The 22,428-nt window shown below is 61.4% G+C and carries 19 protein-coding genes; 15 read left to right on the top strand and 4 right to left on the bottom strand.

What is annotated here, in order from left to right; all coding sequences use genetic code 11:
- Positions 1 to 81 precede the first annotated feature (81 nt).
- Positions 82 to 2,241, top strand: coding sequence for a phosphoribosylformylglycinamidine synthase subunit PurL (gene purL / locus BM229_RS02045; RefSeq protein ID WP_093926034.1), 2,160 nt, complete (start codon positions 82 to 84; stop codon positions 2,239 to 2,241).
- A gap of 209 nt (positions 2,242 to 2,450) precedes the next feature.
- On the opposite strand, the gene BM229_RS02040 is transcribed toward purL, so the two are convergent.
- On the bottom strand, positions 2,451 to 3,710 hold the full coding sequence (locus BM229_RS02040) for a vWA domain-containing protein (RefSeq protein WP_093926033.1): 1,260 nt from the start codon (positions 3,708 to 3,710) through the stop codon (positions 2,451 to 2,453).
- 5 nt (positions 3,711 to 3,715) lie between these two features.
- Positions 3,716 to 4,624, bottom strand: a complete 909-nt coding sequence (locus BM229_RS02035; protein WP_093926032.1) for an AAA family ATPase — start codon at positions 4,622 to 4,624, stop codon at positions 3,716 to 3,718.
- A gap of 185 nt (positions 4,625 to 4,809) precedes the next feature.
- On the opposite strand from BM229_RS02035, the gene BM229_RS02030 reads away from it, so the two are divergent.
- The 10 genes from BM229_RS02030 (at position 4,810) to BM229_RS01985 (ending at position 15,749) form a co-directional block, all read left to right on the top strand.
- Complete coding sequence (locus tag BM229_RS02030) at positions 4,810 to 5,829, top strand: glycosyltransferase family 2 protein (protein WP_093926031.1); 1,020 nt, start codon at positions 4,810 to 4,812, stop codon at positions 5,827 to 5,829.
- Positions 5,826 to 6,452, top strand: a complete 627-nt coding sequence (locus BM229_RS02025; protein ID WP_093926030.1) for a sulfotransferase — start codon at positions 5,826 to 5,828, stop codon at positions 6,450 to 6,452. Before BM229_RS02030 ends, BM229_RS02025 begins: the two co-directional genes overlap by 4 nt.
- Positions 6,452 to 8,803: a glycosyltransferase family 2 protein gene (locus BM229_RS02020; RefSeq protein ID WP_093926029.1), complete on the top strand. Its 2,352-nt coding sequence runs from the start codon at positions 6,452 to 6,454 to the stop codon at positions 8,801 to 8,803. The genes BM229_RS02025 and BM229_RS02020 overlap by 1 nt, the downstream gene beginning before the upstream one ends.
- Before the next feature lie 3 nt (positions 8,804 to 8,806).
- Complete coding sequence (locus tag BM229_RS02015; protein ID WP_093926028.1) at positions 8,807 to 9,496, top strand: FkbM family methyltransferase; 690 nt, start codon at positions 8,807 to 8,809, stop codon at positions 9,494 to 9,496.
- A 1-nt stretch (position 9,497) separates the two neighbouring features.
- Positions 9,498 to 10,547 (top strand): glycosyltransferase family 2 protein, encoded by a 1,050-nt coding sequence (locus BM229_RS02010; protein WP_093927179.1) that lies wholly within the window; start codon positions 9,498 to 9,500, stop codon positions 10,545 to 10,547.
- A gap of 146 nt (positions 10,548 to 10,693) precedes the next feature.
- Positions 10,694 to 11,653 (top strand): phosphoadenosine phosphosulfate reductase, encoded by a 960-nt coding sequence (locus BM229_RS02005; protein WP_093926027.1) that lies wholly within the window; start codon positions 10,694 to 10,696, stop codon positions 11,651 to 11,653.
- A 46-nt stretch (positions 11,654 to 11,699) separates the two neighbouring features.
- Positions 11,700 to 12,731: a dihydroorotase gene (pyrC, locus tag BM229_RS02000; protein ID WP_093926026.1), complete on the top strand. Its 1,032-nt coding sequence runs from the start codon at positions 11,700 to 11,702 to the stop codon at positions 12,729 to 12,731.
- A gap of 55 nt (positions 12,732 to 12,786) precedes the next feature.
- Positions 12,787 to 13,464 (top strand): orotate phosphoribosyltransferase, encoded by a 678-nt coding sequence (locus BM229_RS01995; RefSeq protein ID WP_093926025.1) that lies wholly within the window; start codon positions 12,787 to 12,789, stop codon positions 13,462 to 13,464.
- Between the two features lie 151 nt (positions 13,465 to 13,615).
- A complete protein-coding gene (locus tag BM229_RS01990; RefSeq protein WP_093927178.1) occupies positions 13,616 to 15,118 on the top strand; it encodes a replicative DNA helicase in 1,503 nt (500 codons plus the stop codon).
- 175 nt (positions 15,119 to 15,293) lie between these two features.
- Positions 15,294 to 15,749 (top strand): DsrE family protein, encoded by a 456-nt coding sequence (locus BM229_RS01985; protein WP_093926024.1) that lies wholly within the window; start codon positions 15,294 to 15,296, stop codon positions 15,747 to 15,749.
- A gap of 42 nt (positions 15,750 to 15,791) precedes the next feature.
- On the opposite strand, the gene BM229_RS01980 is transcribed toward BM229_RS01985, so the two are convergent.
- Together BM229_RS01980 and BM229_RS01975 are read right to left on the bottom strand one after the other, a co-directional pair.
- Positions 15,792 to 17,111 carry an alpha/beta hydrolase family protein gene (locus tag BM229_RS01980; RefSeq protein ID WP_420855236.1) on the bottom strand — a complete coding sequence of 440 codons (1,320 nt, stop codon included), beginning with the start codon at positions 17,109 to 17,111 and terminating at the stop codon, positions 15,792 to 15,794.
- Between the two features lie 88 nt (positions 17,112 to 17,199).
- The gene (locus tag BM229_RS01975) at positions 17,200 to 17,925 is read right to left on the bottom strand and encodes a sterol desaturase family protein (protein ID WP_093926022.1); all 726 of its coding nucleotides are present in this window, start codon (positions 17,923 to 17,925) and stop codon (positions 17,200 to 17,202) included.
- Between the two features lie 129 nt (positions 17,926 to 18,054).
- Between BM229_RS01975 and alr the strand changes: the two genes are divergently transcribed.
- The 4 genes from alr (at position 18,055) to BM229_RS01955 (ending at position 22,235) form a co-directional block, all read left to right on the top strand.
- Entirely contained in the window at positions 18,055 to 19,098 is a 1,044-nt protein-coding gene (alr, locus tag BM229_RS01970; protein ID WP_093926021.1) for an alanine racemase, read from the top strand.
- 280 nt (positions 19,099 to 19,378) lie between these two features.
- Entirely contained in the window at positions 19,379 to 20,179 is an 801-nt protein-coding gene (locus BM229_RS01965) for a DNA repair protein (protein WP_093926020.1), read from the top strand.
- A gap of 104 nt (positions 20,180 to 20,283) precedes the next feature.
- Positions 20,284 to 21,651 (top strand): DNA repair protein RadA, encoded by a 1,368-nt coding sequence (gene radA / locus BM229_RS01960; RefSeq protein ID WP_093926019.1) that lies wholly within the window; start codon positions 20,284 to 20,286, stop codon positions 21,649 to 21,651.
- 29 nt (positions 21,652 to 21,680) lie between these two features.
- Positions 21,681 to 22,235 carry a CvpA family protein gene (locus BM229_RS01955; protein WP_093926018.1) on the top strand — a complete coding sequence of 185 codons (555 nt, stop codon included), beginning with the start codon at positions 21,681 to 21,683 and terminating at the stop codon, positions 22,233 to 22,235.
- Positions 22,236 to 22,428 lie beyond the last annotated feature (193 nt).

Raw genomic sequence — 22,428 nt, 5'->3', positions numbered from 1 at the left:
AACCCGCAGGCGGCCAAACCCACTTCCCCCCCGGCATTTCCCCTTGTATGAGGGCGCAAACGCGCCAGCCGGGGAATTTCCATGCAAGATCCAGCCATCACGCCCGACCTCATCGCCAGCCACGGGTTCACCCCCGAGGAATACGCCGAGGTCGTCAATATCCTTGGGCGGGAGCCGAACTACACCGAGATGGGTATTTTCTCGGCCATGTGGAACGAGCATTGTTCCTATAAGTCGTCCAAGAAATGGCTCCGCACCCTGCCCACAGACGGCCCGCAGGTGATCTGCGGCCCCGGCGAAAACGCGGGCGTGGTCGACATCGGCGATGGCCAAGCGCTGGTCTTCAAGATGGAAAGCCACAACCACCCCTCCTACATCGAACCCTACCAAGGCGCCGCCACCGGCGTCGGCGGCATCCTGCGCGACGTCTTCACCATGGGCGCGCGCCCGATCGCGGCGATGAATGCGCTTAGCTTTGGCCGCCCCGACCACCCCAAGACGCGCCAGCTCGTGCATGGCGTCGTCGAAGGCGTCGGCGGCTACGGCAACTGCTTCGGCGTCCCGACCGTTGGCGGCGAAGTGCGCTTCGATAAAGCCTATGACGGCAACTGCCTCGTGAACGCCTTCGCAGCCGGCCTCGCCGATGCCGACAAGATCTTCTACTCCGCCGCTTCCGGCGTCGGCATGCCCGTGGTTTACCTCGGTGCGAAAACCGGCCGCGACGGCGTCGGCGGCGCCACCATGGCCAGCGCCGAATTCGACGACACCATCGAAGAGAAGCGTCCCACCGTGCAAGTCGGCGATCCCTTCACCGAAAAGCGCCTGATGGAAGCCACCCTGGAGCTGATGGCAACCGGCGCCGTGATCTCCATCCAAGACATGGGTGCCGCGGGCCTTACATGCTCTGCCGTGGAAATGGGCGACAAGGGCGGCCTCGGCGTGCGTCTCGACCTTGAAAAAGTGCCGACGCGCGAGCCGCATATGACGGCCTATGAAATGATGCTCAGCGAAAGCCAAGAGCGTATGCTCATGGTGCTGCGCCCCGAACTTGAGGCCGAAGCCAAGGCCGTCTTCGACAAATGGGACCTCGACTTCGCAATCGTCGGCGAAACCCTCCCCGAAGACCGTTTCCTCATCTGTCTCGATGGCGAGGTCAAAGCCGACCTGCCGCTGTCGAAACTCGCCTCCACCGCACCCGAATACGACCGCCCCTGGGTGGAAACACCCGCCGCCACCGCGCTGACCGACGCGCCCAGCATCGACCCCATCAAAGGCCTGCGCGCGCTAATCGGCTCGGTGAACCACAGCTCCAAAGCATGGGTCTATGAGCAATACGACACCATGGTCATGGGCGACACGGTCCGCCTGCCCGGCCTCGGCGCTGGCATCGTGCGGGTCCATGGCACCGACAAGGCGCTGGCCTTCACCTCCGACGTGACCCCGCGCTACGTCAAAGCCAATCCTACCGAAGGCGGCAAACAGGCCGTCGCCGAAGCCTATCGCAACCTCTGCGCTGTGGGCGCCAAACCATTGGCGACAACCGACAACCTCAACTTCGGCAACCCCGAAAAGCCCGAGATTATGGGCCAGTTCGTCGGCGCGATCAAAGGCATCGGCGAAGCGGTCGGCGCGCTCGACATGCCCATCGTCTCCGGCAACGTGTCACTTTATAACGAGACTGACGGCAAAGGCATCCTGCCCACGCCCACCATCGGCGCGGTTGGCCTGATCGACAATGTCGACAGCATCATCAGCAACCAGTTGCGCGACGGCCATGTGGCCCTCCTGATCGGTGCAACGGGCAGCCACCTCGGTCAATCTGCCCTACTCGCCGAGGCCTTCGACCGCGCCGAAGGCGACGCGCCCCATGTCGACCTCGCCACCGAACGCCGCCACGGCGAATTCATCCGCGCCCAAGCCAGCCAAATCTCCGCCTGCACCGACCTCGGCGACGGCGGCCTCGCCCTCGCAGCCTTCGAGCTGGCCGAAACCGCTGGCATCGGCGTCGAGATCGAAAGCGACGACACCGCAACCCTCTTCGGTGAAGACCAAGCCCGCTACCTCGTCGCCTGCACCGCCGAGGCCGCGGAAACCCTAATCGCCGCAGGCAAAGAAGCCGACGTGCCGGTCACCGCCGTCGGCGCCTTTGGCGGGGACAAGGTCAGCTTCGGCAGCGCCTCTGCCCCCCTGTCAGACCTGCGCGAGACCTACCGGACCACTTTCGCCAAGACCTTCGCCTGAACCTCTGGTTTCGGTGCCGCCCTTGCTTGAGACCAAACGGTCGCGCGCAGGGCGGCGGGGCAAGCTAAATCGCCGAGGGGCCCCTTCAGGGGATACGGCTATTTCGCTTGAGCCGACGACAGGCGGGTGACAGGCCGGGATCAATCAAGGGTGGTTCCGAAACCTTCTGGTTTTGGAGAGACCCGCAGCCGCCTCCCTCGGCCTCGCGCCTAGCCTTCCGCGTTCAACCCCGCCAACATCCGCGCCTTTTCGCCCAGATCATCGGGGCGCGAGATCGCCTCGGCCAAGGCCTCCAACGACGCAATCGAATGCCCTGCGCGAAAACTATCGACATAGGGCAGCATTGCGCGGATGCCCGCAGCCTTGGGCGCGAAACCGTCCCAGCGGAGCAGCGGGTTCAGCCAAATCATACGCCGCGCGGTCAATTGCAGCCGCTGCATCTGCCGTGCCAGTTCCGCCGGATCGTCCCGGTCCAGCCCGTCGGTGATCAGCAAGACTACCGCCCCCTGCCCCATAACCCGCCGTGACCAATCGCGGTTGAACGCTGCTAATGCTGCACCGATCCGCGTGCCGCTCTCCCAATCCTGTGCTTGCGCGCCCGCCGCTGCCAGTGCGGCGTCCACGTCGCGGGTGGCGAGATGCCGGGTGATATTGGTCAGCCGCGTACCAAAGGTGAACCCATGCACCTGCGCCCAGCCCGCGCCTTTGCGGTTGGCCACCGCGTGCAGGAAATGCAGGATCACCCGGCTGTATTGGCTCATCGAGCCTGAGATATCACAGAGCACCACAAGGTTCGGATAGCGCGCGCGCGGCTTCATCCGGTAGAGCCGCTCCATCTCCCCCCCGCGCCGCAGCGCCGCTTTCATCGTGCGTGCCACATCAACCCGCCCCTGCGCCGCCGCCGCATTCCGCCGGCTGGGCATCGGCGGCACCGGGAGTTCCAGCTTAGCCAACATACGTTTCGCCTGCGCCATCTCGGCAAGGGTCATCTGTTCGAAATCCAGCGTCCGGAGCCGCTCGCGCGCCGACATGGTGAGGCTCGCATCCACTTCAATGAGGGTCTCTTCCGGTTCGGGCTGCTCTTCTCGCTCCGGCGCTTCGGCCCCATCCAGTAAAGCCTCCGCCGCGCGTTTTTCGGCAGGGGTTGCGGGACGGTCCTCCTGCACACCGCGAATGGCGGGCAGCATCGCGGCCATCATATGTTCCAGATAGCGCGGATCGCGCCAATAAAGCCGGAATATCTGCGCAAAAACCCGCGCCTGTTCAGGGCGGTTCACGAAACAGGCGTGCAGCGTCCAATAGAAATCGCGGCGGCTGGTGAAGCCAACGGCAGCGACCGCCTCCACCGCCTCCACCACGCGCCCCGGTCCAATCGAGAGCCCCGCCCGCCGCAGGGCGCGGGCGAAATGGGTGATATTGCCCGCAAGCTTCGGATCGTCCGGCAAGATGAGGGGAAGCTGGTCAGCCATCCTGCTCAGGCAGGCACCAGCGAGGCGCGGGCCTGCTCAAGAATGCGCGCGGCCTCAGAGCCTTGGAGCTTAGCGATGTCGTCTTGGTATTTCAGCACGGCCCCCAGCGTATCGGCGATGACCTCGGGGCTCAGGGTCGTCACATCCAGGGCCAGCAGGCATTTCGCCCAATCAATCGTCTCTGCCACGCCGGGTTTCTTGAACAGATCCTCGGTCCGCAATTGCTGAACAAAGGCCACAACCTCGCGGCTGAGCGCCTCTGCCGCCTCGGGCGCGCGGGCGGCAAGGATCGCCATCTCGCGTTCCACATCCGGGTAATCGACCCAATGGTAAAGGCACCGCCGCTTCAACGCGTCATGCACCTCCCGCGTGCGGTTTGAGGTCAGGATCACAATTGGCGGCTCGGGCGCACGGATCGTGCCGAGCTCGGGGATCGTCACCTGAAAATCACTCAGCGCCTCCAACAAAAACGCCTCAAAGGGCGCATCGGTGCGGTCCAACTCGTCGATCAGCAGCACCGGTGCGCCATTCTCATCCGGGCGCAGCGCCTGCAGAAGGGGGCGTTCGATTAGGTAGTCGTCGCTGAAAAGCTCCTGTGTCAACGCACGCCGGTCCGCGCCGCCCCCGACTTCTGCCGTGCGGATCGTCACCATCTGCGCCGGAAAATTCCACTCATAAACCGCGCTCGACGCATCAAGACCTTCGTAGCATTGCAACCGGATCAACCGCCGCCCCAACCCGGCGGCCAGCGCCTTGGCGATCTCGGTCTTGCCGACACCCGCCTCGCCCTCCAAAAACAAAGGCCGCCCCAGCGTGAGGCTGAGGAAAACCACAACCCCAAGCGCGCGGTCGCAGACATAGCCCTCTGCGCTCAGCATCTTTTGGACCGCGTCGATGGTATCAATGTTTTTCATGGCCCCAGTGGTGCATTCCCGCCCCGCCCCGTCAAGGGGTCTGAGAGGGCGCGGGCAGATTGACGTGATTTACCCGCGCTGGCATAGTCTTAAGCAATAATTGACGGTCACCGGGAACAACGGGGCCACAGGGGCGGATATGGGACCGAGCATTTTCATCGCGATACGGCGCGTCGGGGTCTGACATGCGCATCACCGCTATCACCTGCGTCAAGAACGAGGGCCCGTTTCTGCTGGAATGGATTGCCTTTAATCGGGTGATCGGGGTTACGGATTTCCTATTCTACTCCAATGATTGCACCGATGGGACTGACCGGTTGCTCGACGCCCTTGGCGCGCAGGGCATCGTTACCCATCTGCCCAACCCGGCCACCAACCGAAACTACCAGATGCAGGCGCTCAAGGATGCCCGGCGCCAACCCGTCGTCACGCAGGCCGATTGGGTCTGGGTCGCGGATGTGGACGAGTTTCTAAACATCCATGTAGGCGACCACCGCCTGCCCGCGCTCATCGAGGCTTGCGGCGATCCGCAGGCGATCTCGCTGCATTTCCAGTTCTTCGCCAATGGCGGGATCGAGGAGTTCGTCGATGAACCGATCATCGCGCAATTCACCCGCAGCCATAACCCCGACATCTGGTGCGCCGATACGGCGATTGAGGTTAAATCATTGGTCCGACAAGATTTCCCCTTGGGCTATTACGGCGCGCACCGCCCCTTTCATGATGACAGCAAAGTTCAACCGCATTGGACCGATGGCGCAGGCAGGCAGGTGCCCGCGCCCTTCCGCAGCGCTTCCAACAAACGCCGCATCCGTGCCTTTCCTGCCCGCGGCGCGCGGCGTTTTGCGACGTTAAACCACTACGCCCTGCGCTCGCTCGACAGCTATCTGGTCAAGAATGATCGGGGTGACGTGAACCGCGAACACCGCGCCTTTGACGACACCTATTGGCGCGACCGCAATGATGCAGCTTGGGAGGATCGCTCGATCCAGCGTTACCTGCCCGCCCTGCGCGCCGAGATGGACCGCCTCAAAGCGCTGCCCGGCATCGCAGAACTTCACGCCAATGCCGTGGCCGCCCACCGTGCGCGCGGCGATGCGCTACTGGCCGATCCGGCCTACCGCGCAATGCAGGCGCAACTGCGCGAGGCCAGCCCCTACTCCGCCGCCGAAGCGCAGGTCCGCGCAGAGATTGGACTGAAATGACCGGCCCACGGATCATCAACCTTGGCCTGCCCAAGACCGGCACCACCACGCTCACCGATGCGCTGCGCCACGCGGGGCTTAAGGTCGCCGATTGGCGCATCCGCAAAGGGCAAAGCGCCCTGCCTGACATTACCGGAGAGCATGTCGGCCGGATTATCTATGCCGATTATTTTGCCAACGGCGACCCGCTGGCGCGGCTGCAAGAATTCGACGTGATCAACGAGATGAGCGCCGTGCGCCACGACCGCAGCCTCTGGCCGCAGACCGATTGGGGGCTGCTGACCGCCATTCAGCAACATCACCCCGACATCAAGTTCCTGCTGTCGCACCGCGATCCGGCAAAGACGGCGAACAGCATGATGCGCTGGAACAATCTGGGCCGCCGCCGCCTGCCACAGGCCGATGTGCCGGGCCTGCCCCGCGGCTTTGGCCGCAGCGAAGCCGAGCTTGCCAAATGGGTCGAGGGGCATTTCACCTTTTGCCGCCGTGTCTTTGCCGGATGCGCCAACTTCTTGGAATTCGACATCGAAGACCCCGGCGCGCACGACAAGATCGCCGCCTACCTCGATATCGATCTGCCATGGTGGGGCCAAAGCAACACTGGCAAGGTGGAGGTCGAGTGATGCGTCTCACCCTTTTCATCGGCCCGACCGAGAAAGCTGCCGCGCGGCTGCGCAATATCCTGCAGCAGCAAAAGGACGCGCTTCTGAAAGAAGGAATTTTGGCCCCCGATTGGAACCATGTCCGCCTCTATGCCGCCTGCGCCGCGCCCGATGCGGTGGGGCTGCTGCGCCATCGACGTGGGCTCGACAGTGCGTTGATCGGTGCCACGCTGCGCGATGAATTCCACGCGCTGATCCCCCGCGACTTGGCCGAGACCCGCGCCGATCATGTGGTGCTCAGCGCGGCGCAACTCGGTAATCTGCTGTCGCGGCCTGAAGAGCTTACCCGTCTGCGTGATCTGCTCAGCCCCTATTTCGACGATATCCGCATTATCGCCCATCTTGAGGAACAGGCTCGCCTTCTCACCGCGCATTATTCCTTTGCCGTGACCGAAGGCCGGCGCCATCCGCTGACGCAGGAACTGGCCTTGGCGGAGCGTGGCAAGTGGTGGCAAGGCGCGCTTGAACCGGCAGAGAATGCCCCTGATTTCGGCCTGTTCCCCGACGTGCATGACTCGCCCTTCTGGCTGGATTATCAAGCGCTTCACACCCATTGGGCCGAGGTCTTTGGCGCAGAGAGCGTGCAATTTCGCCCGCTTGATCTGCCGCATCTGCTGTCCAAAGACGGCGGGCGTGAGGTGTCGGTCAGTCTCGACCTCGTTCCCCTCGGTCCAGTTGACCCGGGCCGCACGCTTGCCCCTCTGCCCGCGCCTTGGCTGGCCCGAATGCGCGCGTTTAACGATGTGCTGATCCGCTATCTGCAGGCGCATGACCTGTCCTGCCCGCGCAGCACTTGGAGCCAGATGTTGCAAGCGCTGCAAATCGGCGGCGCACCGATCAAACCCGGCAGCCTCGCCCCGATCTCTGACCATTTCGCCGATGACAACGCCGCACTGATCGCCCAATTCCCCGCGCTGGCCGAGGCGCTTACCCCCGATGCGCCGGAACCTCTCTGGCGCGAAGCAGACCCCGAGCTCGGCTTTCGCACCACACAGTACCTTGCCGCCTTCGCCCATCGCATCTGCACCACGGCGACCCCTCTGGCGCAGAAACGCGCGGAGGCTAAGATGGCCGGCCAGTCGGCCCGCAAGTTCGAAGCGATGCTATCGGACCCCGCAGCGTCGGAAGCCGACCGCGAGGCCAATGCCCACCTCTTGAATCGGGTGAAGGTCAACCATGAGATGATCCTCAGCAGCCCCTTCCGCCCGCACAACCGCGCAGCACCCGAGGGCGAGGATCAGCCCGCGCCCGCCTATACCACTGTCGCACCGCGCGAATTGCCCCCCGGCAGCAGCGGCAATGTCATCGTCGGCTGTATGAAAAACGAGGCCCCCTATATCCTTGAGTGGGTCGCCTATCACCGAACTGTCGGCTTTGATAACTTCCTGATCTACACCAATGACTGCACCGACGGCACCGATGCTGTGTTGGGGCGGTTGCAAGAGATGGGCATCCTGCAACACCGCAACAACAACGACTGGAAGGGCAACTCCCCCCAGCAGCATGCGCTGAACCAAGCGCTGAAAGAGCCGCTTATCCGGGACGCGGACTGGATCGCGCATATCGACGTGGATGAATTCGTGAACATCCGCACCGGCAATGGTCGGCTTGAGAATTTCTTCGCCGCCGCGCCGGACGCCACCAATGTCGCGATGACATGGCGTCTCTTCGGTCATAACGGGGTGCCCGCGCTTTCAGAGGCCCCGGTGATCGGCCAATTCGACCACTGCGCGCCCAGCTTCTGCCCAAAGCCCCATACCGCATGGGGGTTCAAAACGATGTTCCGCAACATCGGCGCCTATGAAAAACTCTCCTGCCACCGGCCCAACAAGCTGGACGATGCGCGGGCGGAGCGTGTCAAATGGGTCAACGGCGCGGGCCGCGACATGACGCGCGACGCGCTGCGCAACGGTTGGCGCTCTTCCAAAAGCAACATCGGATACGACCTGCTGCAACTGAACCATTATGCGCTACGCTCAGCCGATTCCTTCCTTGTCAAACGCCAACGCGGGCGCGCGCTGCATGTCGACCGCTCCATCGGTATCAACTACTGGATCCGCATGGATTGGAACGACCACCGCGATCTCTCAATCCAGCGCAACCTACCACGTCTCCACGCCGAGATGGACCGGCTGCTGGCAGACGAACAACTGCGCACACATCACCAAGCGGGCCTTGCTTGGCATCGCGCCAAGGCAGAAGAACTGCACCAAATACCAGAGTTCCGCGATCTCTACCGCCAAGCGCTTAACACCAAGTTAAGCGCGACTGAGCGGGTTGCCTATGCCCTCGCCCTCGACATGGAAAGCTGACCCGTGACCGACACCCCGCCTGACCCAAATTATATCCTTTCCCGCGGCATGAAGTTCCCCGACGATCCCACGATCCTGCGCGGGCGGGTCCGCAAACTGCTGCGCCAAAACGCTTATGAGGCGAAAGAGAGCGAAGCCGCCCTGCGCGTATGCCGCGAGGGCGACCGAGTGGTCGAACTGGGCGGCGGAGTTGGCTATATGTCGACACTGGTGGCCAGCAAACGCAAAGTCGCCTCGGTTCATTCCTTTGAAGCGAACCCCAACCTCATCCCCTACATCCGCCGGGTCCACGCGGCCAATGGGTTGAGCAATGCCCATGTCACCAATGCCATCCTAGGCCCCGCGCCCGGCAAGGTCGACTTCCACGTGCGCGAACAGATCCTGTCGTCTTCGATGACCCGCTTCGACGGCGAAGTACCGCCCGAGACTCACCAGATCGATGTACTGGATGCCGCAAAGGTCTTCGCCGATCTCACCCCCACGGTGTTGATCTGCGACATAGAAGGTGCCGAGGTTGACCTGATCCCGGCGCTGCCCCTAAATAATCTCCGCGCCGCCATTATCGAACTACATCCGCAGTGGATTGGCCCCGCGGGGGTTAACAAGGTGTTCAGCGCCTTCATGCAGGCCGGCATGGCCTATTACCACCGTGGTTCGCATAACAAAGTCGTGGCCTTCCGCCGTGAATGGTAAGATCTCTCACCTCGCGATCCTTTGTGTCCGCAACGAGGGTGCATTCTTGCTGGAATGGCTGGCGCATCACCGTGCCATCGGCTTCGACCATGTGCTCGTCTTTTCCAACGATTGCGACGATGGCACGGATGTGATGCTCGATCGGTTGCAAGCGCTTGGTGGCGTTACCCACATCCGCAACGACGGCCCCTATGAGAAAGGTGGCATTCAGTTCACCGCGCTGAAAGCCGCTGCCAAATTGGAGGTGGTGCAACAGGCAGAATGGATCTTGCCTCTTGATGTTGATGAATTCGTCAACATCCATTGCGGGGATCACAGCCTTGCTGCACTGCATGCAGCCCTCCCTAACGCCACCGCGATCACGCTCACATGGCGGCTGTTTGGCAACAACGATCAGGTCCGCTATGCAGACCATCCAGTGACCGAAAGCTTCACCCGCTGTGCGCCCAACGTGATGCATTGGCCCTGGCGCGCCGCGATGTTCAAGACGCTTTACCGCAACGATGGCACCTATGCGCAGCCCGGCGTGCACCGCCCGCGCAACCCCGATCCGGCAAAGATCGACCAAGCCCGTTGGTTCGACAGCCATGGCCGCGCCTTGCCGGACCTGTTCAAGACCAAACGGATTTTTTCCAATTACGGGCGCCAGAACCACGGGCTGGCCCAGATCAACCACTATCCTTTAGGCGCGATGGAGACCTATATCCTCAAGGCCGATCGCGGTCGCGCAGTACACAGTGACCATCTGCTGGGGCTGGACTACTGGGTAGAGCGGAACTTCAACACTGACACAGACACGTCAATCAGGGCCACAGCCCCGGCACGCAACCGCGTGCTTACAGGGCTGAAGGCTGACCCCGAACTCGTCACGCTTCACGAAAGCGCGGTCGCATGGCGCCGTGCCCGCTTTGATACACTGATGGAACAAGAACCCTTCCGCGCTCTGTTTGGACGCCTGCTCATGACCCCACCAAGTCGCCCGGTCACTGCCAAGGCAGCACGGCTTATGGTAGAATACGCAAGACGCAACCGAATGCACGCAGGCCAATAACCGCGCGCCAATCGCCGCACTGCCCCCGGAAAACCGTCACATTCTCTTCAAATTCTCACTGTTTTTCCGCATTTTCGCCCTATTTTCTGGCTACCACTAGCTGAAATGGCAGTTCTGCTCTGCCGCGACTAGCCCGAGGATGCCCGATGCCGAGCGATACGCCCACGATCGACAGTTCACTGGCCGATATGCCCAAACGCAAGTGGTTGCGCGCGGTAGAGGCCGTGGCCGAGGAAGATGGATATTTCCAATCGCTCGGCAAAAGCCATTTCTCGGCCTTCATTGAACGTGACACCACGCTGCTTGTCACCTTTGAAACCTACCAAGGCATGCACGCGCTTTCCGATAAGGCGCAGCCCTTAGGCTGGGACATGGTGCGCAACCACGATTGGTCGCATCTGTGTCTTGCCAGCGATGGCGACACATGGTTCCGCGCTGAAGAGGTCTATGCCTATTTTGACCGACTGATTGATGACGGTTTCTTCGACGAATTCGAACAGGTGCTGTTTTATGGCGCTGGCCCCTGCGCCTATGCCGCCGCCGCCTACTCCGTCGCCTCCCCCGGTGCGGCGGTCGTAGCGATCCAACCACAGGCCACGCTCAACCCGCGCATCACCGAATGGGACGAACGTTTCGCCGATATGCGCATCCTCGATTTCACCTCCCGCTATGGCTATGCACCGGATATGCTCGACGCCGCGGAGCGGGTTTTTGTTCTCTACGACCCGAGAGAGAAACTCGATGCGATGCATGCGGCGCTCTTCACCCGTGCCAATGTCACCAAACTGCGCATGCCCTTCATGGGCGACGCGCTGCAAACCGACCTGCTGGAAATCGACCAACTTGACCCACTGCTGCAAGCCGCCGCCGAAGGCTCGTTGGACGCGGCACGGTTCGCCGCCCTCTACCGCGCGCGCCGTGACTACCTGCCCTATCTGCGCAACCTCAGCCAAGCGGTGAACGCCCAGGGGCGCGAACTGCTGCTTGAAGCGGTCTGCGCCAATGTCAGCGCGCGGATGAGCGCCCCGCGCTTTGCCCGCCGCCTTGAACGCATCCGCGCCCGCCGTCAGGCAGATGTGGCCGAGGTTGCAACCGCCAGCGGATAGGTTTTCAATCTGGCGCGTGCTCGCGCTCTGTGCTAGCCCCGCGCCCATGACACAAAGCCTCACGATCCGCCGTCCCGACGACTGGCACCTGCACCTGCGCGACGGCGACATGCTGCGCGCCGTGCTGCCCCATAGCGCCAGCGACTTTGCCCGCGCTATCATCATGCCAAACCTCGTCCCCCCCGTGGTGACAGGCGCCCAAGCCGCCGCCTACCGCGACCGGATCATGGCGGCCCTGCCCGAAGGCGCGGATTTCACCCCGCTGATGACCCTCTACCTGACCGAGGATACAGACCCCAACGACGTGGCCCGCGCCCATGCCGAGGGCCTGATCCACGCCGTCAAACTCTACCCTGCGGGCGCCACCACCAACTCCGCCAGCGGTGTCTCAAACTTCGACAAGGTCGCCCCAGTGCTCGACCGTATGGCCGAGATCGGCCTGCCCCTTTGCACCCACGGCGAAGTCACCGACAGCGAGATCGACATCTTCGACCGCGAGGCCGTCTTCATCGACCGCGTGCTCGACCCGATCCGCCGCGCGCATCCTTCGCTGCGCGTGATCATGGAGCATATCACCACCTCTGACGCCGCCGACTATGTACGCAGCAACGACAGCGGGCTTGCCGCCACGATCACCACGCATCACCTCGTGATCAACCGCAACCACATCCTCGCCGGTGGCATTCGCCCGCATTACTACTGCCTGCCCGTGGCCAAACGCGAGACCCACCGCCTCGCCCTCCGCCAAGCGGCCACTTCCGGCGATCCGCGCTTCTTCCTTGGCACCGACAGCGCGCCCCATACCGATGGCGCCAAGCTGCAGCCCTGCGGCTGCGCAGGTTGCTTCACCGCGCCCAACACAATGTCGATCCTCGCCCAAGTCTTTGAAGAAGACGGCGCGCTCGACAAGCTCGAAGCCTTCAGCTCCCTCAACGGCCCCGCCTTCTACGGCCTGCCGCCAAACGAGACACGGATCACCCTGCGCCGCGAAGCGCCAACCCACCCCGCCAGCATCGACACCCCCAACGGCCCGGTCACGGTCTTCGATCCCGGTTTCGATCTGAACTGGACCACCTGATCTTCATCCTTTCTTAAATACCGCTCCGACCTCTCCCCAGCCAAGGACGCCTGCCATGATCCCCACCAGCCACCCCAGCCCCGAAGAAATGGCCCGCCTCACCGCGCGCATGCTGCTGGAGATCGGCGCGGTGCATTTCAACGCGGATGAACCCTTCACGCTGGCCTCAGGCCTGCCAAGCCCGACCTATATCGACTGCCGCAAGTTGATCTCCCACCCGCGCATCCGTTCGACACTGATGGATTTCCTGACCGTCACCGTGATGCGCAACGCGGGCTTCGAGGCCTTTGACAACATCGCCGGAGGCGAGACTGCAGGCATCCCCTTCGCCGCCATGGTCGCCGAGCGGATGGCGCTGCCGATGACCTATGCGCGCAAAAAACCCAAAGGCTATGGCCGCAACGCGCGGATCGAAGGCGAGATGACCGAAGGCCAGCGCGTGCTGCTGGTTGAGGATCTGACCACCGATGGCGGCTCGAAACTCAGCTTCGTCGACGCGATTCGGGAAACCGGGGCGACTTGCGCCCACACGGCGGTGATCTTTCACTACGGCATTTTCCCGCAAACTGAAAAGACCCTTGGCGACCATGGCGTTACGCTCCACGCGCTTTGCACATGGTGGGATGTACTGGCCGAAGCCCGGGCCCAGAACGCCTTCGATACGGCCACGCTGACCGAAGTCGAAGCCTTCTTGAACGCCCCGCGTGAGTGGCAGGAATCCCGCAAAAGTTAAGCGTTTTTCCGCAAGATGTTGACCCTAGGCCCCACCACAAGGCAAAATGTGGTGGGGCCTTTTTGTCGATCAAGTTATCCACAAAAGATACAATTTGCGCCGGACGACCCCACTGGTTATGACGACCATCTGGGCAAATATGGGTGAGGTCATGAACGAGATTACATCGCTGAACGCGAACCAATTGGCTGTACAAGCACCGGAATCGATGCCGCATTCGATTGAGGCCGAACAGCAATTGCTGGGCGCCATTCTGACCAACAATGACGTCTATGACCGCGTCGCCTCCGTCATCGGGCCAAAGCATTTCTACGAACCCGTCCATGCGCGGATCTTCGATATCGCGGCCCAGCGGATCGCCAAGAACAACCTCGCCTCCCCGGTCACGCTCAAGGCCTTCATGGAAGACGATGAAGGGCTCAAAGAACTCGGCGGCCCGGCCTATCTCGCCCGTCTTGCGGGTGCCGCGATCAGCGCCTTTGCGGTGCGCGACTATGCGCAGATGATCTACGATCTCGCCGTGCGCCGCGATCTGATCCAACTGGGTCGCGACATTTCTGCAAAGGCCGCGCAGGTGGATGTTTCCTCCGAGCCGCGCGAGCAGATTGTCGAGGCGGAACAGGAACTCTACAAGCTGGCCGAACAGGGTCAGGTTGAAAGCGGCTTCCAGTCCTTTCTCAAGGCGGTGACCGATGCGGTGAACGTCGCCAATGCCGCCTATCAGCGCGACGGCGGGCTCTCGGGTGTCTCTACCGGTCTAATCGACATGGATAAAAAACTCGGCGGGTTGCACCGCTCTGACCTTTTGATCCTCGCCGGGCGTCCGTCTATGGGGAAAACCTCGCTCGCTACCAACATCGCCTTTAACGTCGCCAAAGCCTACAAGCGTGGGACAAAGCCTGACGGTACGACCGGCGCGGTCGACGGCGGGGTCGTGGGATTCTACAGCCTTGAGATGAGCGCCGAACAGCTTGCCGCGCGGATCCTGTCGGAAGCCGCCGAAATCCCCAGCCAGCAGATCCGTTCGGGGGATATGACAGAGACCGAGTTCCGCCGTTTCGTCGATGCCGCCAAGGCGCTGGAGGCCTGCCCGCTGTTCATCGACGACACGCCCGCCCTGCCGATCAGCCAGCTTGCCGCCCGCGCGCGGCGGCTCAAACGGACGCACGGGCTTGATGTGTTGATCATCGACTACCTGCAGCTGGTGCGGGGCACGGGTAAATCGGAAAACCGGGTGAACGAAATTTCGGAAATCACCATGGGTCTCAAGGCCATCGCCAAGGAACTCGACATTCCGGTGATCGCCCTGTCACAGCTCTCGCGTCAGGTGGAGAGCCGCGAAGATAAACGTCCGCAGCTGTCGGACCTGCGCGAATCCGGCTCGATCGAGCAGGATGCTGATGTGGTGATGTTCGTCTACCGTGAGGAATACTACAAAGAACGTGAGAAGCCCGGCGATCACGAGTTGGACAAGATGGCCGCGTGGCAGGAAGAGATGGAGCGCCTGCACGGCCGCGCCGAAGTGGTGATCGGCAAGCAGCGTCACGGCCCGATTGGGACGGTAGACCTTAGCTTCGAGGGCAAGTTCACCCGCTTCGGCAACCTTGTGCAGCCGTGGCAGCAAGGCGGCGGCAACGACGATCAGGAATTTTAATCTCTCGATTTATGGCCACTGCTCTTTTGGGGGCGGTGGCGCTCTCCTACCGGTCCCCTCCTCATCAAATTCACATACTTGAATAAATGATTTGGATTGCCCCCCATTGCCGTTAGGCTAGATGGGCGGTTCTGCGCATCGCGCCAGTACCGTCACTCACCTTGGGAGGACCAAAATGACCAATATCATCCGCGCCATCTGCCTGATGCTCGCCGCCACCTTCGCCTTCGCGCTCCACGCCGAAGAGTCCGAGCGTTACGGCAAGCAAAAAGTCGTCTACCACATCAACTATAACGGCGGCGAAGGCTCCAAGGCGCATCTGGGGGCCATGCGCAACATCCAGAACCACATCAACGCTGTCGGGGCCGAGAATATCGACGTGAAGGTCGTGTTGCATGGCAATGGGCTGAGCCTCTTGGCCGATGCCAAGGGCAACGACAAGATGCAGACAACCGTATCATCGCTCAAAGGGCAGAACGTCAGCTTTCATGTCTGCAACAACACCCTGCGCGGCCGCGAGATCAGCTATGAGGATGACCTCTATGACGTGTGGGAAGAAGACATCGTGCCCTCCGGCGTCGCGGAACTCTCGCGTCTGCAACAGATGGGCTATACCTACATCAAACCTTAAAACCCACCGCCCGGGGGGCAACTCCCCCGGGCGTTCGTTTTGTCACTCTCCCGCCGCGCGGGTCTCATACATTAGCCCCTTGGCGCTGCCTTCGGCGAAACCTTTCCAATAGCTGTGGTCGTCCTTCTCGGTCCCGTCTTCTGCGACCGACCAGACACCTGCGTTGGATTCCTCTACCAGATCAAGGTAGCTCCCCTTCTCGGCCTCATCCTTCAGATGGCTATCCAGCCATGCGGTCACGAAATGCTGGGCGATATTGTTCATCCGCACCGTGTCCCAAACCGCATCCGTGTAATGTTCTGAAATGTTGAACCCTTTGTCCTCGCTGAAGTAATAGGACTCCTCTGGCGCAGGCATTGGCGCGCCGGCGTTATGGCCCGCGTTCATATAGGTCAGCAGCGCACGGTCGACGTTTGAGGTGTTTTGCCAGATTGCGCGAATGCCATCTTCGTACAGCGATGTGTCATCCTGAGATCCGGCGATAAAGAGCATCGGGATCTGCACCCCCGATAGACCCTTGGCATCCCAGAAGCCACGGTTCATGCCCCACGGTCCAAAGGCCACGGCCGTCTTGATGCGCGGATCGGGCAGCGCGTTGTGGGTCTCGGACCCGGCCTGATGAATGCCCAATGTGCCATGCGGCCCACCCCATGTGTAGCCGACCGACGCCTCGGTCACGCCACCGCCTGCGGTGATGATCGCGCCGTAGCCGCCCATGGAGTAGCCGATCAGCCCGGTGTTCTCCGCATCATACAGGCCTGCGAAATCGCCACCCTCTGCGGCTTTCTGTGCCATCTGCTCCAGCACAAAGAGTTGGTCCAGAGAACGGTTCACCAGCGTCGAGCCAAAGGCCGCCTGCGTGCGGTAGGTGCTGTCGGTGTGATCGATCGACGCCACGACATAGCCTTTAGAGGCGAGGTTCTCGGCCAGATGCGACAGCAGATAGCGGTTGCCCGGATAGCCGTGGCTGATCAGGACCAGCGGAAAAGTCTCTCCCGAGGCCGGATCGACGTCGCGCATCGCCTGCCCCTGCAACGTGACCTCGGTGGTGCCGTCGCGCAGATAGGCTTTGAAGGCGGTTTCGCCCTGCGCGCCCTCGGCGGCAGGGTAGTACATCTCTACGGTAAGGGGCCGATCATAGCGCGGCATCTCGGCAGGTTTGTCGGCGGCGGGGTCAATCGCCAGAATGTCGATCTGGCCGGGGTTCACCATCTCAAGTGTGCGCACGCCCACCGCGTGATCGCCATAGGCCGCGAGTTCCGGCGCATTCGGCAGCTGTCGGTCGATCCGGTTCTCCGCCTGCGCCGCCCCGGCGGCAAGGCTGGCGGCAAACAGGGCTGTGGTGGTCATATGTCGATGCATGGTTCGTCCTCCCTTGGGTACGCCCGACCCTACTCGCGCCACCAATAGTCACAAGCGCCTTGCCCATGACGTTACGGAAGCTTCACATTCACCCCCGCGCGGCGCGGGCTATTTCAGCGTCAGTCAGCCCGTATTTCCCGGCGAATTTGGCGCGGGCTGCCAACAGCCTTGGGTCATCAGGTTTCATCCCTAATGTTCGGATAAAGGCGATGCGCTGCTGCTGTTTCAACGCCTCGGAGTCGATATCCGTGCCCATGGCGCGGTCGATGATCTCTCCACCCGGGCTGACGTGGAACCACTTGTTGAAGTCGCGAAAATGGTGCTGGTTGTGCAGCCGCGTGACATGGCGCTCAACCGCCGTTTTGGGGAGGGTCAGATGCGCGGTCATGTGGAACCACTCATAGCCCAGAAAGGCCAGCACCCCGCCAAGGGGCACAATTGCCATGGCGATCCAAATGCTTGCGTCAAACCCCAGCAGCACCGCAATGCCCCAAACCAAGAGAAAATTTCCCACAAGCATCGGCAAAGCGACCCAGAGCGGCACAAAGAACAGCCCGTAATTAGTAGGAAAATCATGGTGCCCGTAATGCGCGCGGTAAAGCAAATCAAAGGCCCACTGCCGTTTCGGCGGGTCAAGGTGGAAGATATGGCGGTGCAGATTGTATTCATTGAGCATCTGCGCCGCGATCCCCAGTGGCACCAGCGCCCAGCACCACAGCGGTGCCCCCCAGAGCATCGCCAGAAAGGCCACCGCGCAGGCCAGCGCCATGAGGGACACACCTGCATGGCCGAACATAATCCTGATCCGTGACATCCGCCTGACCTCCCCATCCTGCGCATCCGGTAGGCAAAACTGTATCAAATCGCCCTCGCCCCTGTCGCGCATGACGTTAGGTGCGCTTGGCTGCTTGACCTCGCCCCGCATTCTGGCCCACATCCGCCCATGAGCAAAGCAACACTGACCATCGACCTGCAAGCCATCGCCGACAACTGGCGTGCCCTTGACCGCATGACGGAAGCCGAGACCGGCGCGGTCGTCAAAGCCGACAGTTATGGGTTGGGCGCAGCCCGCGTGGCGACAGCCTTGGCCGAGGCAGGTGCACGGCAGTTCTTTGTAGCCTTGGCCGAAGAAGGTGTGGCGCTGCGACAGGCCTTGGGCGAAGGCCCGGTCATCAATGTCTTTTCCGGCCATATGGCAGGCGACGCCGAGGCGATTGCCGGTGCCGCCTTGACGCCAATGGTCAACTCGACCGAGCAGCTTTTGCGACAGCTTGAGACCCTGCCCGGCCATGGCTTTGGCATCCAACTCGACAGCGGCATGAACCGGCTGGGGATGGAGCCTGCGGAATGGGCCGCCCTGCGCGACATCGCGCTGAGCCAAGGCCCTTCTCTAATCATGTCGCATCTGGCCTGCTCGGATGCGCCGGATCACGAGATGAACGATGCGCAGCTGCGTAGCTTTCGGGAAATGACCGAAGGGGTCGACGCGCACCGGTCGCTGTCAGCCACCGGGGGCATCCTATTAGGGTCTGATTATCACTTCGATGTCACCCGCCCCGGCATCGGTCTCTATGGCGGCCGCCCCTTCACTGACGCGCAGCCTGTGGTCACCCTTGATGTGCCGGTCATCCAGACCCGCAGCATCACGCCGGGCGAGACTGTGGGCTATGGCAACACTTGGACGGCAGAGAGCACGGTAAAGCTCGCCACCGTGGCTGCGGGCTATGCCGACGGGTTGGCTCGCGCTATGGGAAATGCGGTGGGTCACGCCTGTTTCCAGCATGATGGGATACCACTGCCTATTGTTGGCCGCGTGTCGATGGACCTGATTACAGTCGATGTATCGGCTTTGTCCGAAGTACCTGCGACATTGCAACTGTTGGGGTCAACGCAGGGCGTGGATGATCTTGCCGACTGGGCGGGCACCATTGGCTATGAGATGCTCACATCGCTTGGCGCCAGATACGCAAAGCAATACGCCAGCTAGGTCGGCGATTTTCCACCGCTTTCCCGTTATCCTCTGTAATTTTCGCTCTGACTGTGCGGCCGTAACCTGCGCAAACGGCCGTTTCCGGCGCAGGGCGGTTGACAGATAGTTCGGGGATAATCGTGCAAAAAAGTTTCCGAAATACCGGAGGTTGTGCCATACTATGGGCAACACTTTGTTAAATCCTCAGCATAATTCCGCGCAGAACGGGAACAAAGAAGGATAAAGAGGCGTTGGTCGGCAGAAACTTGCTTAGTAGCTCTTCCAGGGGGGAGAAAGTATGTCCCAGCTTCGTTCCTTTGCCTACCTCGTTCAATTTGCATTTCAGCGACTAGCCTTGGTAGTTTTTGCACTCGCAGCACTTTCGCTGACAGGCGCCAGCATCATGGCGGCCTTCGGCCTTTGGAACTGGGTCAGTCTTGATTTGCAATATGCTGGTGCACCTGTTGAGGACGCTGGGATGTACGCCCAGATTGCGCTAACCGTTCTGGCCGTAGGTCTGTGTTTTTTCCTCCCCACCAACCGTCGCATCATGCAGCTTGAAACCTCGCACCGTCAGTTCAATGTCGGGATGCAGGACGTGGCCCGCGCCTATGGTGCCGTGCATGCCGCTGACCGGGCGGAAACCTTCCAGATGAGTTCGGAATTTGATTCGGTGCGTGAGCGTCTTGCCTATCTGCGCGATCACCCCGATCTCAGCACGCTTGAGCCCGCTGTTCTGGAAATGGCCGCGCAGATGAGCCATGTGGCCCGCGATCTGGCGGAGGTCTATTCTGATGAGAAACTGGCGCGTGCACGCAGCTTCCTGAAGCAGCGTCAGGAAGAGGTCGAACTGTTCAACAGCCGCCTCAACCAAGCTAAGGGCATCTCGACCGAGATGAAGCATTGGTTGCATGAGGTCGAACTCGAAGAGAGCGTCGCAGTGGCACAGCTAGAGCGTTTGCGCGATGAGATGCGTGAAATCATGCCAGAGCTGGGCCTTGAACGTGTGGTGCCAACCGAAGCGCCCGCCAACCGCAGGCCCGACCCCACTTCGATTGATAACATTGTGATCGACCTCCCCCCCAAGGCCGCCGAATAATCTGCGCGGCAGCATCCGGCCTATGGGCTCCCCCCCCGGGATCATCGCCTACAGGCCGGATGCTTTTCCTTTGACGCCATCCGACCCTTGGGTGAAAAGGGCGCATGGCAAAATCCTCTTCCAGTTTTTCATGTACCGAATGCGGTGCAAAACACTCCAAATGGTCCGGACGCTGCGACGCCTGTGGTGCTTGGAATTCAATCGTCGAAGACAAAGGCATTTCATCCGGCCCGCCCAGCAAATCCTTGGGTGCCCGCCGCGGCTCTTCCATTGAACTGACCGACCTCGCCACCCAAGAAACTCCCCCTTCCCGCGCACAATCCGGCATTGCCGAGTTGGACCGCGTTTTGGGCGGCGGGCTCGTGCCCGCCTCGGCGATCCTTGTGGGCGGTGATCCGGGGATCGGGAAATCGACTCTTCTGTTGCAGGCTGCCGCCCAGTTCGCGAAATCGGGGCTAAAGACTATCTATGTCAGCGGCGAAGAAGCCAGCGCTCAGGTCCGCATGCGCGCGCAGCGACTAGATTTGGCCGAAGCGCCGGTGAAACTGGCAGCAGAGACCAACCTGCGCGATATTCTGACCACGCTAGAAGCCGAACGCCCGCAACTGGCGATCATCGATTCCATCCAGACCATGTGGGCCGATAATGTCGAAAGCGCGCCCGGTTCTGTCAGTCAGGTCCGTGCGGCGGCGCATGAACTGACCAGCTTTGCCAAACGCCGCGGTGTGGCGGTGATTCTGGTGGGTCACGTGACCAAAGAAGGCCAGATCGCAGGCCCGCGCGTGGTAGAGCATATGGTCGATACCGTACTCTATTTCGAAGGCGAACGCGGCCACCAGTTCCGCATCCTGCGCGCCGTCAAAAACCGTTTCGGTCCAGCGGATGAGATCGGCGTTTTTGAGATGACCGGCGGCGGTTTGGCCGAAGTTACCAACCCCTCGGCCCTGTTCCTGTCAGAACGTGGACAACCCTCGCCCGGTTCGGTTGTCTTTGCAGGTATCGAAGGTACGCGGCCCGTTCTGGTCGAGCTTCAGGCGCTTGTTGCCCCCTCCCCCCATTCCCAAGCGCGGCGCACCGTGGTCGGATGGGATTCGGGCCGATTGGCGATGATCCTTGCTGTGCTTGAAGCGCGCTGCGGCATCCCCTTTGCCGGGCTGGATGTCTATCTTAACGTTGCAGGCGGGATGAAAATCTCTGAACCCGCAGCCGATTTGGCCGTCGCCGCCGCGATCCTTTCGGCCCGCGAAGACGTGGCGCTTCCCGCCGAAACCGTTGTTTTCGGGGAAATCAGCCTTTCCGGTGCGCTGCGACCTGCAAGCCAGACGGAAAACAGGTTGAAAGAGGCGCAAAAACTTGGTTTTACGAGCGCTATTGCACCGCGCGGCGGAAAAGCCGTGGGTGTGACCGGAATTGCGCTGAATACGATGAGCGATCTGACCGGATTTGTTGGCGAAATTTTCGGGGCGGGCTGATCCCCCCTTACACGAGGGCAAGAACGCGCATGGACGGTTTTACCATTATTGACGGTGTGGTTGCGGTGGTCATCATCCTATCGGCACTGCTGGCCTATGGCCGCGGGTTGGTACGCGAGTTGATGGCGATTGTCGGCTGGATTGCAGCAGCTGTATTGGCATTCCTATTTGCACCACAGGTAGAGCCACTGGTACGTGAGCTGCCTTATGTCGGTGAATTTCTCGCCGATAGCTGTGAGCTTTCGGTCATCGGTGCCTTCGCACTTGTTTTCGCTGCGGCGTTGATCATCGTCTCCCTCTTTACCCCGCTGTTCTCCTCGCTCGTGCACCGCTCGATATTAGGTGGCGTGGATCAGGGTCTTGGCTTTGTCTTTGGCGTGGTGCGTGGTGTGTTGCTCGTCGCGATTGCGTTCTTTGTCTATGATACGGTCATCACCGGCGAACGTGCGGCAAGCGTGGATAACAGCCGTTCGGCTGCTGTATTTTCTCGCTTCACCGGCCAGATCGAAGAGAAAGACCCGCAAGAGGCGCTCGGCTGGATCACCAACCGCTACGAAGCGCTGGTTGGGAAATGTAGCGCCTAAGCCTTCACAATCTCTTAACAAACTCCTTTTAATCAGGCGGCCAGAACATAGTGGCCGCCTGTTTTGCATTTGGCGAAACGTGTATCATAGTCATGTGTTAAGGGGCTATTGGCTCAATTAACGCTGCCTATCTTAAGGTCATATGCCGTGTGTATTTGAGTCCGATTCCCGCTGCGTGCGACATGCGGGGTGA

Source organism: Sulfitobacter dubius (assembly GCF_900113435.1).
In the GTDB taxonomy this organism is placed as follows: domain Bacteria; phylum Pseudomonadota; class Alphaproteobacteria; order Rhodobacterales; family Rhodobacteraceae; genus Sulfitobacter; species Sulfitobacter dubius.
This window is presented reverse-complemented; position numbering and strand designations above follow the sequence as displayed.

Coding starts and splice junctions, on each gene's coding strand:
- purL (WP_093926034.1), top strand. CDS start 82: ATGCAAGATCCAGCCATCACGCCCGACCTCATCGCCAGCCACGGGTTC.
- BM229_RS02040 (WP_093926033.1), bottom strand. CDS start 3,710: ATGGCTGACCAGCTTCCCCTCATCTTGCCGGACGATCCGAAGCTTGCG.
- BM229_RS02035 (WP_093926032.1), bottom strand. CDS start 4,624: ATGAAAAACATTGATACCATCGACGCGGTCCAAAAGATGCTGAGCGCA.
- BM229_RS02030 (WP_093926031.1), top strand. CDS start 4,810: ATGCGCATCACCGCTATCACCTGCGTCAAGAACGAGGGCCCGTTTCTG.
- BM229_RS02025 (WP_093926030.1), top strand. CDS start 5,826: ATGACCGGCCCACGGATCATCAACCTTGGCCTGCCCAAGACCGGCACC.
- BM229_RS02020 (WP_093926029.1), top strand. CDS start 6,452: ATGCGTCTCACCCTTTTCATCGGCCCGACCGAGAAAGCTGCCGCGCGG.
- BM229_RS02005 (WP_093926027.1), top strand. CDS start 10,694: ATGCCGAGCGATACGCCCACGATCGACAGTTCACTGGCCGATATGCCC.
- pyrC (WP_093926026.1), top strand. CDS start 11,700: ATGACACAAAGCCTCACGATCCGCCGTCCCGACGACTGGCACCTGCAC.
- BM229_RS01995 (WP_093926025.1), top strand. CDS start 12,787: ATGATCCCCACCAGCCACCCCAGCCCCGAAGAAATGGCCCGCCTCACC.
- BM229_RS01990 (WP_093927178.1), top strand. CDS start 13,616: ATGAACGAGATTACATCGCTGAACGCGAACCAATTGGCTGTACAAGCA.
- BM229_RS01985 (WP_093926024.1), top strand. CDS start 15,294: ATGACCAATATCATCCGCGCCATCTGCCTGATGCTCGCCGCCACCTTC.
- BM229_RS01980 (WP_420855236.1), bottom strand. CDS start 17,111: ATGCATCGACATATGACCACCACAGCCCTGTTTGCCGCCAGCCTTGCC.
- BM229_RS01975 (WP_093926022.1), bottom strand. CDS start 17,925: ATGTCACGGATCAGGATTATGTTCGGCCATGCAGGTGTGTCCCTCATG.
- alr (WP_093926021.1), top strand. CDS start 18,055: ATGAGCAAAGCAACACTGACCATCGACCTGCAAGCCATCGCCGACAAC.
- BM229_RS01965 (WP_093926020.1), top strand. CDS start 19,379: ATGTCCCAGCTTCGTTCCTTTGCCTACCTCGTTCAATTTGCATTTCAG.
- radA (WP_093926019.1), top strand. CDS start 20,284: ATGGCAAAATCCTCTTCCAGTTTTTCATGTACCGAATGCGGTGCAAAA.
- BM229_RS01955 (WP_093926018.1), top strand. CDS start 21,681: ATGGACGGTTTTACCATTATTGACGGTGTGGTTGCGGTGGTCATCATC.